At 42.6% G+C, this 15,037-nt stretch carries 14 protein-coding genes and 2 tRNA genes; 11 read left to right on the forward strand and 5 right to left on the reverse strand.

Features of this window, described 5'->3' with window-relative positions; genetic code table 11:
* Positions 1-22 precede the first annotated feature (22 nt).
* Positions 23-163 carry a hypothetical protein gene (locus BP896_RS01465; protein ID WP_291764908.1) on the reverse strand — a complete coding sequence of 47 codons (141 nt, stop codon included), beginning with the start codon at positions 161-163 and terminating at the stop codon, positions 23-25.
* A 27-nt stretch (positions 164-190) separates the two neighbouring features.
* Here BP896_RS01465 and BP896_RS01470 point away from each other — a divergent pair.
* Both BP896_RS01470 and BP896_RS01475 read left to right on the forward strand, forming a co-directional pair.
* Positions 191-268: transfer RNA gene (locus BP896_RS01470), tRNA-Arg, on the forward strand.
* Between the two features lie 155 nt (positions 269-423).
* On the forward strand, positions 424-1,785 hold the full coding sequence (locus tag BP896_RS01475; protein ID WP_291764909.1) for a serine hydrolase: 1,362 nt from the start codon (positions 424-426) through the stop codon (positions 1,783-1,785).
* A gap of 133 nt (positions 1,786-1,918) precedes the next feature.
* On the opposite strand, the gene BP896_RS01480 is transcribed toward BP896_RS01475, so the two are convergent.
* On the reverse strand, positions 1,919-3,559 hold the full coding sequence (locus BP896_RS01480; RefSeq protein ID WP_291764911.1) for a B12-binding domain-containing radical SAM protein: 1,641 nt from the start codon (positions 3,557-3,559) through the stop codon (positions 1,919-1,921).
* A gap of 175 nt (positions 3,560-3,734) precedes the next feature.
* Between BP896_RS01480 and BP896_RS01485 the strand changes: the two genes are divergently transcribed.
* The 8 genes from BP896_RS01485 to BP896_RS01520 all read left to right on the forward strand — a co-directional run bounded on the left by BP896_RS01485 (position 3,735) and on the right by BP896_RS01520 (position 10,447).
* On the forward strand, positions 3,735-5,252 hold the full coding sequence (locus BP896_RS01485) for an elongator complex protein 3 (protein WP_291764936.1): 1,518 nt from the start codon (positions 3,735-3,737) through the stop codon (positions 5,250-5,252).
* A 70-nt stretch (positions 5,253-5,322) separates the two neighbouring features.
* Entirely contained in the window at positions 5,323-5,889 is a 567-nt protein-coding gene (locus BP896_RS01490; protein ID WP_291764913.1) for a hypothetical protein, read from the forward strand.
* A 111-nt stretch (positions 5,890-6,000) separates the two neighbouring features.
* A tRNA-His gene (locus BP896_RS01495) sits at positions 6,001-6,080 on the forward strand.
* A 243-nt stretch (positions 6,081-6,323) separates the two neighbouring features.
* Complete coding sequence (locus tag BP896_RS01500; RefSeq protein ID WP_291764915.1) at positions 6,324-7,370, forward strand: cation:proton antiporter; 1,047 nt, start codon at positions 6,324-6,326, stop codon at positions 7,368-7,370.
* Complete coding sequence (locus BP896_RS01505; protein WP_291764917.1) at positions 7,361-7,822, forward strand: CBS domain-containing protein; 462 nt, start codon at positions 7,361-7,363, stop codon at positions 7,820-7,822. Before BP896_RS01500 ends, BP896_RS01505 begins: the two co-directional genes overlap by 10 nt.
* Positions 7,823-8,055: 233 nt before the next feature.
* Entirely contained in the window at positions 8,056-8,412 is a 357-nt protein-coding gene (locus BP896_RS01510; protein WP_291764919.1) for a DsrE family protein, read from the forward strand.
* Between the two features lie 96 nt (positions 8,413-8,508).
* Positions 8,509-9,534, forward strand: a complete 1,026-nt coding sequence (locus BP896_RS01515) for an ABC transporter permease (protein WP_291764922.1) — start codon at positions 8,509-8,511, stop codon at positions 9,532-9,534.
* 10 nt (positions 9,535-9,544) lie between these two features.
* Positions 9,545-10,447: an ABC transporter permease gene (locus tag BP896_RS01520; RefSeq protein ID WP_291764924.1), complete on the forward strand. Its 903-nt coding sequence runs from the start codon at positions 9,545-9,547 to the stop codon at positions 10,445-10,447.
* On the opposite strand, the gene BP896_RS01525 is transcribed toward BP896_RS01520, so the two are convergent.
* Genes BP896_RS01525 through BP896_RS01535 form a run of 3 tightly spaced genes read right to left on the reverse strand, consistent with a single transcriptional unit; the run spans position 10,441 to position 12,824 of the window.
* Positions 10,441-10,884 carry a PH domain-containing protein gene (locus BP896_RS01525; RefSeq protein ID WP_291764927.1) on the reverse strand — a complete coding sequence of 148 codons (444 nt, stop codon included), beginning with the start codon at positions 10,882-10,884 and terminating at the stop codon, positions 10,441-10,443. The two genes, BP896_RS01520 and BP896_RS01525, sit on opposite strands and share 7 nt — an antisense overlap.
* A gap of 1 nt (position 10,885) precedes the next feature.
* Entirely contained in the window at positions 10,886-11,863 is a 978-nt protein-coding gene (locus tag BP896_RS01530) for an ABC transporter ATP-binding protein (RefSeq protein ID WP_291764929.1), read from the reverse strand.
* A complete protein-coding gene (locus BP896_RS01535; protein WP_291764931.1) occupies positions 11,856-12,824 on the reverse strand; it encodes an ABC transporter ATP-binding protein in 969 nt (322 codons plus the stop codon). Before BP896_RS01535 ends, BP896_RS01530 begins: the two co-directional genes overlap by 8 nt.
* 169 nt (positions 12,825-12,993) lie before the next feature.
* Here BP896_RS01535 and BP896_RS01540 point away from each other — a divergent pair.
* The coding region (locus BP896_RS01540; RefSeq protein WP_291764934.1) for an ABC transporter substrate-binding protein at positions 12,994-15,037 on the forward strand (2,044 nt) is incomplete at its 3' end.

Genomic DNA, 15,037 nt, shown 5'->3' on the forward strand with positions numbered 1-15,037 from the left:
ATGTTGCGTAGAATTTCCTTAATTAATAAAGCTCAAAATCCCTGCCAAGGACTTTCCTTGCAGCATCCTTAATCTCCCTCCTAAGCCTACCCTGGTCGAAGGGTATTAGCTTAATTCTCCTAATTAGCCGGATATTGCTTGATCTCCATTGTGAGTAAAGCATTAATATTTTATGTATAAGGGCAAATTAGGCCCCGTGGCCCAGCATGGATAGGGCGGCGGCCTGCGGAGCCGTAGGACCCGGGTTCAAGTCCCGGCGGGGCCGCCAATATACGTTCTCCCGCATTATCATTAAATAAGCAGAAATANNNNATTGAGTAGGTTAAGTTAAGAATCATGTTGATTTTTAGTGCCATTAATGTATTGTTTTGAGGAGGTAGGGTTAGTGGCTTACTTATTAAGGGGGTTGGTTGTATTGGGTTTATGGATTTCAGTGGCCTTGAGGGGTTTGTTTTAAGTAAAATGAGGGAATACAAGATACCTGGGTTAAGTATAGGTATTGTTAAGGATGGTGAATTAATTTATGCGAGGGGGTTTGGTTTTAGGGATATTGAGGCTGGTTTACCTGCAACTCCACGTACAACCTATGGTATTGGTTCAATAACTAAATCCTTCACTGCACTTGCAATACTTAAGCTTACTGAGGAGGGGAAGCTTAATTTAATGGACCCGGTGGAGCGTTATGTTCAATTAAGGCTACGTTCAATGGGTGAGCCAGTACTAATACACCACCTACTAACGCACTCAAGTGGTATTCCGGCATTGGGTTATGCTGAGGCTTTCATAAATGGGTTACTGGGCCTTGAGGATAATTGGCTCCCCCTAGCAACCCCAGAGGATGTGGTAGCATTCATGAGGGGGTCTGGGGATTGGGCTGTGGCTAAGCCTGGTGAAAGGTTCTTCTACCTTAATGAGGGTTACGTGCTACTTGGTTACATTATAAGGAAGGTTACTGGGCTATCCTATGAGGATTATATAAGTAAGGTAATTCTTAAGCCCTTGAACATGGATAAAACGTACTTTAGTGAGGGGGAGTATAATAGTGATTGGGATAAGGCTACACCCTACATTATTGATAGGGAGGGGAGGCATATTAAGAGTAGGTTCCCATTTGGAATAACCTCGGATGGAGGCTTACTGAGTAATGTTGTAGACATGTCTAAGTACATTAATATGCTTATAAATAGGGGTGAGCTTAATGGAGTAAGGATACTGGGTAGGGATTACTTGGAGTTAGCTGAGAGGAGGTACATTAATGTGCCCTGGAGGATGCTGGGTGATGAGGGTTACGGCTATGGGCTAATAGTGAGTGATAGCTTCTTCGGTAGGAGGTTAGTAAGCCATAGTGGATCAGTACTAGTGTACACGGCATACATGGCTTACGTACCAGGTGATAAGATTGGGGTAATCGTATTGGCTAATGCTGATGGTTACCCATTATCTAAAATAGGCCTCTATGCATTAACCATGATGATTGGCCATAATCCAGTTAAGGAACTTGAAGTATTTAGGAGGGAGGAAATTAGCGCAGGGTTGGAGGGGACTTACGAATCATATGGTGGTACTGTTAAGTTAAGCATCATTAGGCAGGGTGATTACTTAATCATGAGGACTGCAACTAAGTATACTGAGGAGTCAACAATACTTGTCCCAGAGGAGGTTAAGGATGATTATGCAAGATATTTTACACTACTTAATGGCTCTAAAATATATGCTGAATTCGTAATTAGGGGTAATGGGGTTGAGTTAATTTATGAGAGGTTTAAGTTCATTAAGAGGAGTTAGGTTAAGTGGGATTCAGCACGGTAAGTGTCTTCACCCATCATTGAAAAGACCCGTAGTTCATCACGCTATGGTAATTAATCGCCTTAAGGGTTTAAAACAATAACGAATGGCTAGGGGCCTTAGCGTATTTAATTCAACCGGATGCCTTAGCTTGGTTAATCTCCTGAATCAGCTTCATTGGTGTGAATCTCTGTTCAAGGTTCTGGTTCCTTAAATTCGCTATTATTTCATCAAGCCTATCCTCAATTTCACTAACCTTCTTCTCAATGTAATTTATGAAGTAGTTTATCCCAACCTTAACTGGGAAGAGCAGTGGGCCCTTTAGGTAGAATTTATTCACAATATCCCTAGACCAGTAGACTGAGTGCCTAAACACAACCCTAAGAAGCTCAATATGTTCAGGGAGTAGATTATACCTATATAACCAACCCTCCTTATCAGTCCTAACGTGGTTCATTGGTACGTAGAATAATGGTACAATTAGGCTCCTGTATGGCCTTAATCTCTCAATGAGCTCAATGGTTTCATTAACATCATCAGCAGTCTCACCAGGTAAACCAACTATAATTGTTAATGCCGGTATTAGCTTAATCTCATGCATTATTGATAACGCATCAGTAACCACATCCCACCAATTCTCAATCTTATATGGAGCAGCCTTACCAGGCATCATTATTTTAGCTAACCTACGTGAACCAGTCTCAAGGCCAACCTGGGCACCCCACCAGTCTTGGTTATCATCCTCAATTATCTCAGCTAACTTGCTCATTAACTTACCCTGCATCTTCTCACCGTAAAGCACAGCGGCGAGGGTTGTGTGGCTCCAGGCGATGGTCTTATAGTACCTCTTAACGAGCTTATGTAATTCAATTAACTTCTCCGGCTTAGGTATTACTGTTGGTGAACCGTATAGTGGAACATCCTCAGCGTGAATTAATCCATGAACCACACCGCTCCTCACATTAACCTTAAGCTCCTCCTCAATCTTACTTAAGGGGTACCAGCGTAGCGCCCTTAATGTGACTGAGCAGAAGGCGCAGCTCCTAGGGCAGCCGCGCCCAATCTCCACCAACCCATTAACAGACGCACCCTTAATTGTCTTAATCTCATCTATGCTTGGTGAATCCATCCTACCCAAGTAAACGTACTTGGGTAGTGGTTCCCCATTAAGCGCCCTCTTAGCTAACTCAACAACAGCGACATCACCCTCACCATCAAACACAAGGTCAACGCCATAATAATTAATTAATTCAGGGAAGTAGAGCCACTGCCAGGCTGAGGGGCCGCCTACGAAGACCTTAAGGCCATTAGTCTTCTTAGCGTCATCAATGTAGGGCTTAAGGTTATTCATCATCTTCCTAAAGAGGTATGCGTTCAAGGGTTCCTTACCAACTATAACGGCCCACGTGGATGATGGTGGGTTAAGGCCGAAGTAATCATGGTGGCTAAGCATAAGTACCTTAGCCCCCTTCTTAATGTACTTAGCCACATAGTCGGGGTCAATTATGGCGGCATTAAAACCAGCTTCAATTAACGCTGCTTCAATCTTCCTTAAACCATAAGGTGCCTCCCTAGGCCTACCAAGCCTATCAACCTTAGGCTTAGGTGCAGCTAACCAAACGTGGAACCATTCTGAAAGCCTATGGAATGGGCCTAGGGAGACGAAGATTGGGCCGGTGGATAGGAAGCCTAGGAATTCCTTACCATGGTGATTAGTCATCATTGATCTATCCGTTGTTAGCACAATATCAAGTGATTCACTCTTCTTAACCATTACGGGCGTTTACCGTGCTTGTTTAAATATTTTATACCATTAAATACTCCCGCTTTACCAGCTGAGTTCCCTTAAGTAACTAATGCCATGGCTACTTGGATTAATGGATTAGTAGTAGTTAAATAGGGTTCCTCATTCACGTATACTGAGTGGTGGGGGAGTGGTTGGTAAGGGTATGGTTGCTAAGGGGAGGTTCTTCAGTGGGGTTAAGAAGCCTGTGAGGGTTATTTCAGGGGTAGCTCCATTAGCCGTAATGACAGCCCCCTTACCTTGTCCAGGTAAATGCATATACTGCCCCGGCGGCCCCCAAATGAATACGCCTAAGAGCTACCTGCCTGATTCACCAGTGCCCATGAGGGCTGTTAGGGTTAATTATGACCCATACATGCAGGTTGCCTTAAGGGTTACTCAATATAGGGCTATGGGCCACCCAGTCAGTAAGGTTGAGGTTATTGTGATGGGTGGAACCTTCACTGCGCTACCATTCAATTACCAGTACTGGTTCATTTTAAACATCTACAGGGCTTTGAATGATTACCCAGTTTGGAAGGGGGCTATTCCCTCAGGTAACTTGGAGCTTGAGGAGAATAGGAATGAGAATGCCTCAGCTAGGGTTGTTGCATTAACCATAGAGACTAGGCCTGACTTCGCCCTTGAGAAGCAGGTTAATTGGATGATTGGCTTCGGCGCAACTAGGGTTGAATTGGGGGTTCAATCAATATACGATGACGTGTTAAGTAGGGTTAAGAGGGGTCATGGCGTTGCTGAGGTTATTAAATCCACAAGGGTACTGAAGGACTCAGCCTACAAGGTGTGCTACCATGTAATGCCAGGCTTACCGGGTTCTGACCCCGATAGGGATTTAGCAATGATTGATGAATTATTCAGCAACCCTGACTTTAAGCCTGATTGCCTAAAAATTTACCCAACCCTAGTGGTGCCGGGTACTGAACTTTATGAAATGTGGCGTAGGGGTGAGTATTCAAGCTACAGTGAGGATACTTGGTTAACCCTACTGGCTAAGGTAATGGCTAAGGTACCTAGGTGGGTTAGAGTCATGAGGTTTGGTAGGGACATACCACTGCACTGGATTGTTGATGGCCCAAGGATAGGTAACCTGAGGGAGGAGGTTTGGGCCAGGATGAGGCAAATGGGCCTTAAGTGCCTTGAAATAAGGTGCCGTGAGGTTGGGCATAGGATACTGGAGAATGGTGAATTACCTAAAGCCACGGTACTTAGGATTAATAGGATTAATTACGAGGCCTCGGGGGGTGATGAAGTATACCTGGAGGTTATTGATGATGAGGATACGTTATATGGAATACTAAGGCTGAGAATACCTGGCAATCCCCATAGGCCTGAATTAAGGGGGAGGACCGCATTAGTTAGGGAACTTCACGTATATGGGCCGCAAGTCATGGTGGGTAGTAGGCCCATTAATCAGCTTTGGTGGCAGCATAGGGGAATTGGGAGGGCCTTAATGGCTAAGGCTGAGGAAGTGGCTGAGGAGTATGGTGCATTGAGAATTGCAGTAATATCAGGAGTGGGTGTTAGGGAGTATTATAGGAGGCTTGGTTATAGGAGGTATCCAAGATCAATATACATGATTAAGGATTTAAAGAGAGGGATGAGGATTGAATACAACTTAAACAGTGGCGTAGTAATGCCAAGTGAATACTTAGTAACAGATTAAAGGATACCTTGAGGCAATGGGTTTAGGCGCAGGAAAAATACTTATATTTTATCTTTAAGCCAGTAAATGAATGTTCATAGAAACGCACCTAGCAACCCATGATGAGTATGTTTTACGCAGCCTACTGAGGCTTAACTACATTGCAGTGGTTTCATTAGTTAGGGTTAAGGGTATGGGGGGTGATTTTCTTATCCTTAGGAAGATTCGCGGCCTAAGGCGGAGGGTGCCATTTGCAGTGGCTTTCATTGAGGGTAATAATAGGTACATGTTGAATAAGTATATTACCAATGATAATATTGATGTAGTTACAATACTGCCTGGGTCAGAGTACCCGAGTAGGAGGCAATTATCTATTATTGAGGATGAGGGCAAGTACGTTGAGTTGGTTGCATTACCATTCATCAGGAGGGGTTTAATTGGGGATTTAAGTAAGGTAGCCTTAGATATAATGGATTACTCAACTAAGGCAGTATTAACGCTTGGTATTGAGTCTATTAATGACGTTAAGAATCCCATTGATTTAGTTAACTTAATGACTCTATTAACAGGGGATAAGGGCTACTGGATTAAGGCCATTAAGGATAATCCACTAAGCCTAATAGTTGATGCAATTTATAAAAGCGGTGTATGCATTTGAGAACTCAGCCTTATTAACCCTAAATACCTAACTATGATCAATACTACTTAATCATAAGCTCCTTAATGAGGGAAAAAGCTAATTAAGGTTGAGTGAGTGCAGTGCGTAAAGGGCCCCGGTAGTGTAGCCTGGTACAACACGCGGGCCTGTGGAGCCCGTAACCCGGGTTCAAATCCCGGCCGGGGCCACCATGAATAATCATAGTTATTCAAATTAGTAGCTTCATGCATAATTAATGCATTCAATATTTAAAATGGTGGATACTCATTAATTTAGCCTACTATACTCCCCATAGCACCTACTATTACATTAAGCATGGCGTTAATATAGCTTTGATTCAAGGTACTATTACTCTACTGAGATTGGAGGCTCATTAACTCCTTAAAGTATGTGCCGATACATTTTTCCCACTAGGGTATTAGCCTTAAGTAACTATGAATGCTACACTCATTAGCCTGCTATACTTGGGAATAATGCTTCTTGCGGCTAAGTTAATTGAAGAGTTATTCGGTAGGCTTAATTTAATTAGATTTATAGGCCCTATAATAATAGGGATAATCCTGGGTCCAGGGATATTGGGGGTAATAAAATTGAATGAAATAGTATCATTCATGGCTTCATTAGGAATTGTATTCCTATTATTCCTGGCTGGGGCTGAGGAAATGGGTGGGAGATTTGAAGCCGATAAGAGGGACTTATTTTCATCCATCCTGGAGATAATTATACCTCTTGTGATTGTGGGCTTAACCTTATATTACTTAGGGCAATTCAACTTAGCGTTAATAATTCCTCTAATCATGACTAGTGTAGGCCCTTTGACTAGGCTGTTAATAGATGTGGGGATAACTAAGGAGGGGCTAGGGATAAAAATCTTTAATCAATCTGCGTTAAATGAAATAATAGCGATTATTACCTATTCCATAGTGCTGGACCTAAGTATAATCCACTTTATAGAAATATTATTAATTATGGTATTAATACTAGTGATGGGTAGGTATGTTGCTAGATTACTGGAGGCAATTGAGGGTTACTTCAAAGTTAGGGAAGTGGAATTCGCAATTACAGTCTCATTAATCCTAATTATAGGATTCATAGCTGAACTCTACAACTTCAACTCCGCAATTGCCGCGCTATTCCTAGGCTTCCTACTGAGGAGTTACTTCGCGGATAGGCCACATTTAAGGGAGAGGCTTCATGCATTCACCTACGGCTTCTTTGAACCACTATTTTTCGTAAGTATAGGGTTATACTTCGTGAGGATAACTATTAACCTCTTATTCACCTCCATAATCCTTTTCACAGTAATAGTGGTTAGTAAATTCCTCTCCGGATTCTTAATGGCTAGGATTCAGGGAATTGACCCCATTTTAAATGGCTTAGGAACATCAGTAAAGGGAGGGGTTGACGCCTCGCTCTTAATTACTGCATTAACCACATCCCTCATAACCCCCTCCAATACTCATTTTCAATATTGGCAATAACGTTTACAGCCCTCTTCTTTCCCCTAGCCTTTAGGCTGAGGTACGGTAGGCCTAAGGCTGAGGGTAGGAGGGTTAACTTAATTATGCCCATAAGGGAGGTAATAACTAAGGGTATTTTCGCATCATGTAATGATAATTTAAGGTACGTTGTGAATCTTATTAATGAGAATAGGGTTAGGGCTGTGGTGGTTATTGATGAAGAGCAGAGGCCTAGGTCAATAATAACGATAACTACCCTGCTGGAGATTGATCCTAATGAGTATGAAAGGCTTAGGGTTTGCGACGTCCAACTTGATGATATTGAAGTAGTTAATGAGAATGTTAAGGTTGGCGAGGTTTTACGAAGATTCAGGGAGACTGAAACTTCAGTAATAGCTGTAATAGATAAGGAAGGTAAATTACTGGGAGTAGTTTACGAGAGGGAATTATTGAGAAAAATAATGGAAGCCTAGTTCCGTTTCCTTATGCCCACTGTTGGCTTAGGTTGGCTTCAGTAATTCCCCTCCATGGGGTAATTTAATGTAAATGCATTGCGTTAGCATGAGTTCATGGTTTCATAGAGTTAATTACAGGATTCTTACAATATGTGGTAATGTAATCATGTTACCTAATGAATTTACAGAATATTAATATAGTGGCTTAATGTGAAATAAGAGTTAAATACGATATTCATGAACAATAATGAATGAGTGAAGGTAAAGGTAGGGTCATTTTCTTCACTACAATGCCTCCCTCAGAGGAGGATAGGCTTCAGGCAATGTTGAGGATTGCATTAATAGCGTCATCATTGGGTTATGAGGTGATAATTTACCTCGCATTATATTCAGTAATGATTGTTAAGAGGAATGTGTTTGAAAAATTAAGCGACAGTGTAAGGAGTATGATGGCTGATGCCGTGAAGAGGAATGTTAAGATCATGGCATGTAGGGTAGCGATGAATGGTTTCAATGTTAAGGAAGAAGAACTCTTAGATGGTGTTACTACTGCGGAGCCAAGGGAACTCTTTGAGATGGCTAAGAATGCTATTACTTTATCCTGGTAATATTAATTAATGCCTACCCTTAACGGTGAAGGATTCCTGGCATTATGTAATTCTTATGAATAAAACTTAAAAATATAGTATGGTTCTGCTGCGTTTATGCCTTCTATGGCGGTTTACATTACCAGGAGGATCATAAACATGTTCATTACGCTACTGCTTCTAATAGCCATTGTCTTCACGTTAATTCACGTACTTGCCCCATCACCTTATGCATTAGCTAGGATATGGGTTGGGGCTAGGGTTACTCCACAGGCTCTTCAAGCAGTGATTAAGGCTTATGGGCTTGATAAGCCGCTTTACATTCAATTCATAAACTATGTGGCTGATGTATTCACTGGGAACTTCGGTATTGATACAATGTTTAAGAGACCTGTACTGCAGGTAATGGCCACTTACCTACCGTATACCCTTCAATTGGTCTTAACGGGTACAGTAATAGCACTCATAATAGGTGTATTCACTGGTGCTGTGGCTGGGGCTAAGAAGGATACTGGTACTGATTACGCAATAAGAGTGATTTACCTTGTGACTTGGTCAATGCCCCCATTCCTAGTAGCCATACTACTACAGTTACTAATAGCCTACTACCTGGGCCTACTACCGGCTACTGGTGTTGTTAATCCATTATACACTGCACCTAAGCCAATTACTGGATGGCCCCTATTAGATGCCGCCATTGAGCATGATTGGCCATACTTCATTAGTATGATTAGGCACTTAATATTACCAGCTACCTCTCTGGCCCTTGTATCCTTCGGCTTAACCACTAGGTTAATGAGGAATACCATGATTGATGTTATTAATAAGGATTACATAAGGACTGCAATAATGAAGGGCCTACCTGAGAGGAGCGTCATATATAAGCATGCCATGAGGAATGCCTTAATACCAATAATAACCATAGCCGTACTCGCCTTCGCCACATCAATAGCTGGGGCAGTGGTTATTGAGGATATCTTCCAGTACCACGGCATGGGTTGGTTTACAACGCAGGCATTATTTAACCTTGATTACCCAACAATACTTGGCTTCACATTCATAGTGGGTATATCAATAATGGTGGCTAACCTAGTGGCTGACTTACTATACGCAGTAATTGACCCTAGGATAAGGCTTGAGTAAGGTGATTGCAATGTCAGTAGCAGTATTCGAGAACCCTAAATTAACCCTGAAGGTTCTTTTAAGGAATCCATTATCGGCAATTGGCTTAATCATAATTGCGCTATTCCTAGCCTGGTCACTTATTGAGGGTTCACTGCAGATTATTGGTTCATTGACTAGGCACCCAAGCCTAGGCTGGATTCTATTGCCTCATAATCCCATGGCTGTTAATTTAGCTGCCGGTAATGAACCCCCATCCCTCAAGTACCTACTCGGCACTAATGCCGAGGGTCAGGATATACTCAGTAGGATACTTTATGCAGCACCCATTGATGCATCAGTGAGCATAATAACAGTCTTATCGGCGATAATTATAGGTGGTTTCCTAGGCATATTGGCTGGTTACTATGGTGGTTGGATTGATGAGATTATCAGTAGGATAACTGATGCCTTCCTCTCAATACCAGGCTTAATACTGTTACTTGCATTAACAATACTCATTGGTTCAGGCTACTTCCAGTCAATGACAGCCTTAATAATTGTTTGGTGGCCAATATACGCTAGGTTATCTAGGGCTCAAACACTATCAATAAAGGGTAGGTACTTCATTGACTCAGCCAAGTTATCTGGGTTAAGCGACTTCTGGATACTGATGAGGCATGTTTTCCCAAATACAATAGACCCAGTCCTAGCCTACGCTACATTAGACTTCGGTAATGTGATACTAACCTACGCTACATTAGGATTCCTCGGGATTGGTATTAAGCCACCCACACCTGAGTGGGGCGAGATGGTTAGTGCAGGGTTAAATGAATTACCAGCCTACTGGTGGACTGCAATATTCCCAGGCCTAGTAATAACAATAATTGCCCTCAGCTTCGCCCTAGTTGGTGATGGATTACAGGATATCTTAACGGGTAGGGTGAATTACTGATAGTAACCCAGTTCCCTAAGCCTATTAATAATAAGCTTCTGCACAATCCAGGGCTCCTTCACATCCCAAAGCCTAACACCGTAACCACCGCCACCGCTAATCAATATTACTTGCCTACTCTTACTGGAGGTGATTAAGATAACTGAACCACAGTTGAATACCCTAGCCAATAGGCCCTGCGACACTAATACATCCTCAATATCCCAGTACTTCAGCCTCATTCCCCTACCAAATAACCCCCTAAACTCAATGTAATCACTGGTTACTTCATAAGTGTGGGCATGCTTAAATAATGCGTAGGCCATTACCATTACCCAGTACATTAGGATGAAGATGAGTAATGATATAAGTTTACTAACATTAAGTAGGGGTAGGATAATGACTAGTGGTATTATTGCCTTAACCACTGTCTTACTTATGATTGGCCTAAGAATCATACTACCTCTTCACGTATAGCCAGCATGCCACGTATATACCCTTCTTAACCTCAACCATAGGAGGCTCCTCCCTACGGCAAATATCCATGGCGAAGGGGCACCTTGGATGAAACCTACAACCACTGGGTGGGTTAATTAGGCTACCAACCTCACCTGTGGGTGGTTTCAAATCCCTCTTCCCAATATCAGGTATTGACTCTATTAGGGCTTGGGTGTAGGGATGCTGAGGCTCCTTCAATACGCTCAATGTTTCACCAGACTCCACGACCTTACCCATGTACATTACCATTATCTTATCACTAAGGTACCTCGCCACAGATATATTGTGCGTTATGAGTAGGTAAGTTAACTTATGCCTATTCTGGAGTTCAGCCAGTAGGTTAAGTACCTGCGATTGAGTGGATACATCAAGGGCCGAGGTTGGTTCATCAAGAACAATGAATTCAGGATTACTTATCACAGCCCTAGCCACGGCAACTCTCTGCCTCTGCCCACCACTAAGGTCACTTGGCCTCCTCTCAGCAAGGGACTGCTCAAGCCCAACCTCCTCCATAATCTTAAACACCCTTTCACTCAAATCCCTCCCCTTAACTCCCCTAGCCAATAATGGCTCAGCAATAATATCCCTAACCCTCATCCTTGGGTCAAGGCTTGAATATGGGTCCTGGAAAACCATTTGAACCCTCGTCCTAAACCTCTTCAATTCACGGCCTTTAAGTGAGGTGACGTCGACGCCATTAAAGAATATTTTACCAGACGTGGGAGCCTCCAGTGTTGTTAATAACCTACCTAGGGTTGTCTTACCACTACCACTCTCACCAACTAGGGCTGTTGTTAAGGTCCTCTCCACGGTTATGTTAACGTTATCCACAGCCCTAACGAATACCGGCTTCTCCCTGAAGATCCTCTCCAGTAATCCATACTTCTTAGCTAGGAACCACTTGGATAATTCCTTCGTTTTAATTAATACTTCAGGCATAGAGGTGGCACCTCACTCTCCTATTCTCAACACTCTTAAGTTGAGGCATCACTTTAATACAAGTATCGGTGGCGTATGGGCACCTTGGGTGGAATCTGCAGCCACTGGGTGGGTTAATTAGGCTTGGTACAGCACCACTTATTATGGGTAACTTACCCTCATGCTTACTTATCCTAGGTAAGCTACTCAATAACCCCTGCGTATATGGGTGGTAGGGTTTATTAACTACATCACTCATTAACCCCTCTTCAACAATCTGCCCTGCGTACATTACCATCACTCTATCCCCAATTATTGATGCTACAGCCAAATCATGGGTTATGAATATTATTGATAAGTTGTACTCGTTCTTAAGATCCTTAAGCAATTTAAGTATCTGCGCCTGAACAGTCACATCTAGTGCTGAGGTTGGTTCATCAGCAATATACAGTTTAGGCCTCATTAGGAGGCCCATGGCTATCATAATCCTCTGAATCTGACCACCGCTTAATTGATGGGGATACCTCTCTATTATAACCTCAGGGTCAGGCATCCTCACATCCCTAAGCGTGCTTATTATCTCCTTCAAGGCTCCCCCTTCATCGAATGGCTCATTACTCCTAAGGTACCTAATCTTAACAGCCTCCATTAACTGATCCTTAATCTTATAGACTGGGTTAAGGCTGTTAGCCGGCTCCTGAAACACCATAAATATGCCAGTACCCCTAACAGCCCTTAATTCACCCGGGCTCAACTTAGCTAAATCCACTCCATCAAAGATAATACTCCCCCTAAACCTAGCATTAGGCGGCAGTAGCCTACTTATGGCTAAGGCAAGCGTCGACTTACCTGAACCACTCTCACCAACCACTGCAATGGACTCCCCCCTATTCAATGTGAAGGATACGTCATCAAGAGCCTTAACAGTACCAAAAGGCGTCCTATATGTAACACTAAGGCTATTAACCTCTAATAGAGTCACTTCAAGGCTAGGGATAGTAGATAATATAAATTTTACCCAGCCCCTCACTCATTATGTGCAATAATCCTTATTGAGTAATGGGAACTGCATTGGCCTTAAATGAAGGCATGAATGTTAGTTAACCCTATTGTAATAAAACTTTTAAACTTTAGAAATAAGGGGGCAGTTTATGAGTATGAACGGGATATCTAGGGGTGTTTTGGCTGCTGTGGTTGTGGCTGTTGTGGTGGTTGCTGTGGCTGGTTATGTTGGTTACTACTACGCCACTCATCCAAAGGTTATTACGACTACAGTGGTTTCAACAACATCCACGGCAACAACAGTAACAACAACCACTGCAGTAACAAGCACGGTAGTATCATCAACAGCCACAACAGTAACAACCACAACAAGCACAGCAACAACGGCCACCGTGGCTGTGGTAACTACCACCACCACTGCACCATATGTAGTTAAGTTAACGGCATCTAATCCAAGTGAATTAATTGATGTTTCCCAAGTAGCCGCACCGGATTGCCTTGACCCAGCCACAGGATTCTATGTTCAGGATGGGCCAATTTTCGCTGTTGTGTTTCAGGGATTAGTTGGGTTTAATGGTAGTAACTACATGCAGATTGTTCCAGTTATTGCTAAGAATTGGAGTACACCAGATGATCAACACTGGTACTTCACCATTAGGCACCACGTGTGGTTCAGTAACGGTGACCCAGTTAACGCCACTACAGTTTGGTTCAGTATATATAGGATAATACTCATGGGTCAGGGCCCAGGAATAAGCAATTACGGTAATATACTCTATAATATTACTAAGGCCACTGAAACCGGCTACTTCATACCATGGGGTGCATGCCATGCATTAGCCTACGCAACAGGTAATAATGCTTACTTAAGTAATGCAACATTATGTGCCTACGCCTTGGCTAACGTATTAAGTAACTTCAATGTAGCTAACGCAACTATACAGAAGATTATGAGTTATCCTAACCAAGCCGTAGTAGTGTTGAATCCATTTGAGGTTGAGATAACCACATTGAAGCCTTACCCACTATTCTTAACTGATATTGCTGCTTGGTGGGGTTTTGTTGTTGATCCAGTATTCATTGATATGAATGGTGGCGTCCAACCTAATGCAGCTAATTCAAAGCTATGTACGACACCAATGCCTGGCACTGGGCCATATGTTATTAAGAGCTATACGCCTGGTGAGGAGCTTCTGCTGGTGAATAATACCAATTACTGGGTGTACTACTATTATAACCATGGTATGGGTAATGAGATCCCGTGGATTATTCAACCAGCCCACATCACTTACATTGATGTTAAGTATGGTTTAAGCACTACCGATAGGATTGAGGACTTCGTTAAGAATATTGCTCAAATAACCACAGTATCAACCTTAAACATGCCTGCATTAGTTAAATTATATTCATCAGCCACCGGCATACCAAGTGGTAACTGGAGCCTCTACATTCACAACTTTGGGCCAAGCGGCTGCGTCTTCTATCTGAGTTTCAATAATTACGTTTGGCCAACCAATGATACTAACTTTAGGTTAGCCATAGTTCATGCATTAAATGCTACGGCTTTACTTCAACCATATTATGCGTTAGGCATGTATTGGGCCACGACTTACGTAGGCCCCATTGCGCCCAATTTTAAGCCATACTATAACCCAGATAATCTACCTGTTTACCAGTATAACTTAACCCTAGCCCTACAGTACCTAGTTAAGTTCCTTAATAAGTACGGTTACTACGTGGTTCTGCCTAATGGTTCAGCTATAGGTGATACCAGTGGTACTCAATTACCAACCATTAACATAGTCACTCTTGCGCCATTAACCGAGTTCACTAAGGAGCAGTTTGAGATCATTCAAAGCGAGCTAGCTCAAATAGGTGTACCGGTTTCGCTCCAGTTGGTTACCGCATCAGCTACTGATGATTGGGTTACACCAAGTGCAACACCGGCAATAGTGGATTTAGGCTGGTGCCCAGATTGGCCTGACCCACTATTCCAGGAAATGTGGCCACTGGCTAATATAATTAATGGTGGCATTAGCGGTAACTTAGCTTGGTATAATAATAGCCTAGTTAATAATATAACTAATGAATTACCCTTCATAACTAATTTAAATGAGCAGTTGAAGCTTGATGCTGAGGTCTATAAGATAATGTATGAGCAGGCACCATACTACTGGCTACCAACTGGGTTAG

Source organism: Caldivirga sp. UBA161 (assembly GCF_002506515.1).
In the GTDB taxonomy this organism is placed as follows: Archaea; Thermoproteota; Thermoprotei; order Thermoproteales; family Thermocladiaceae; genus Caldivirga.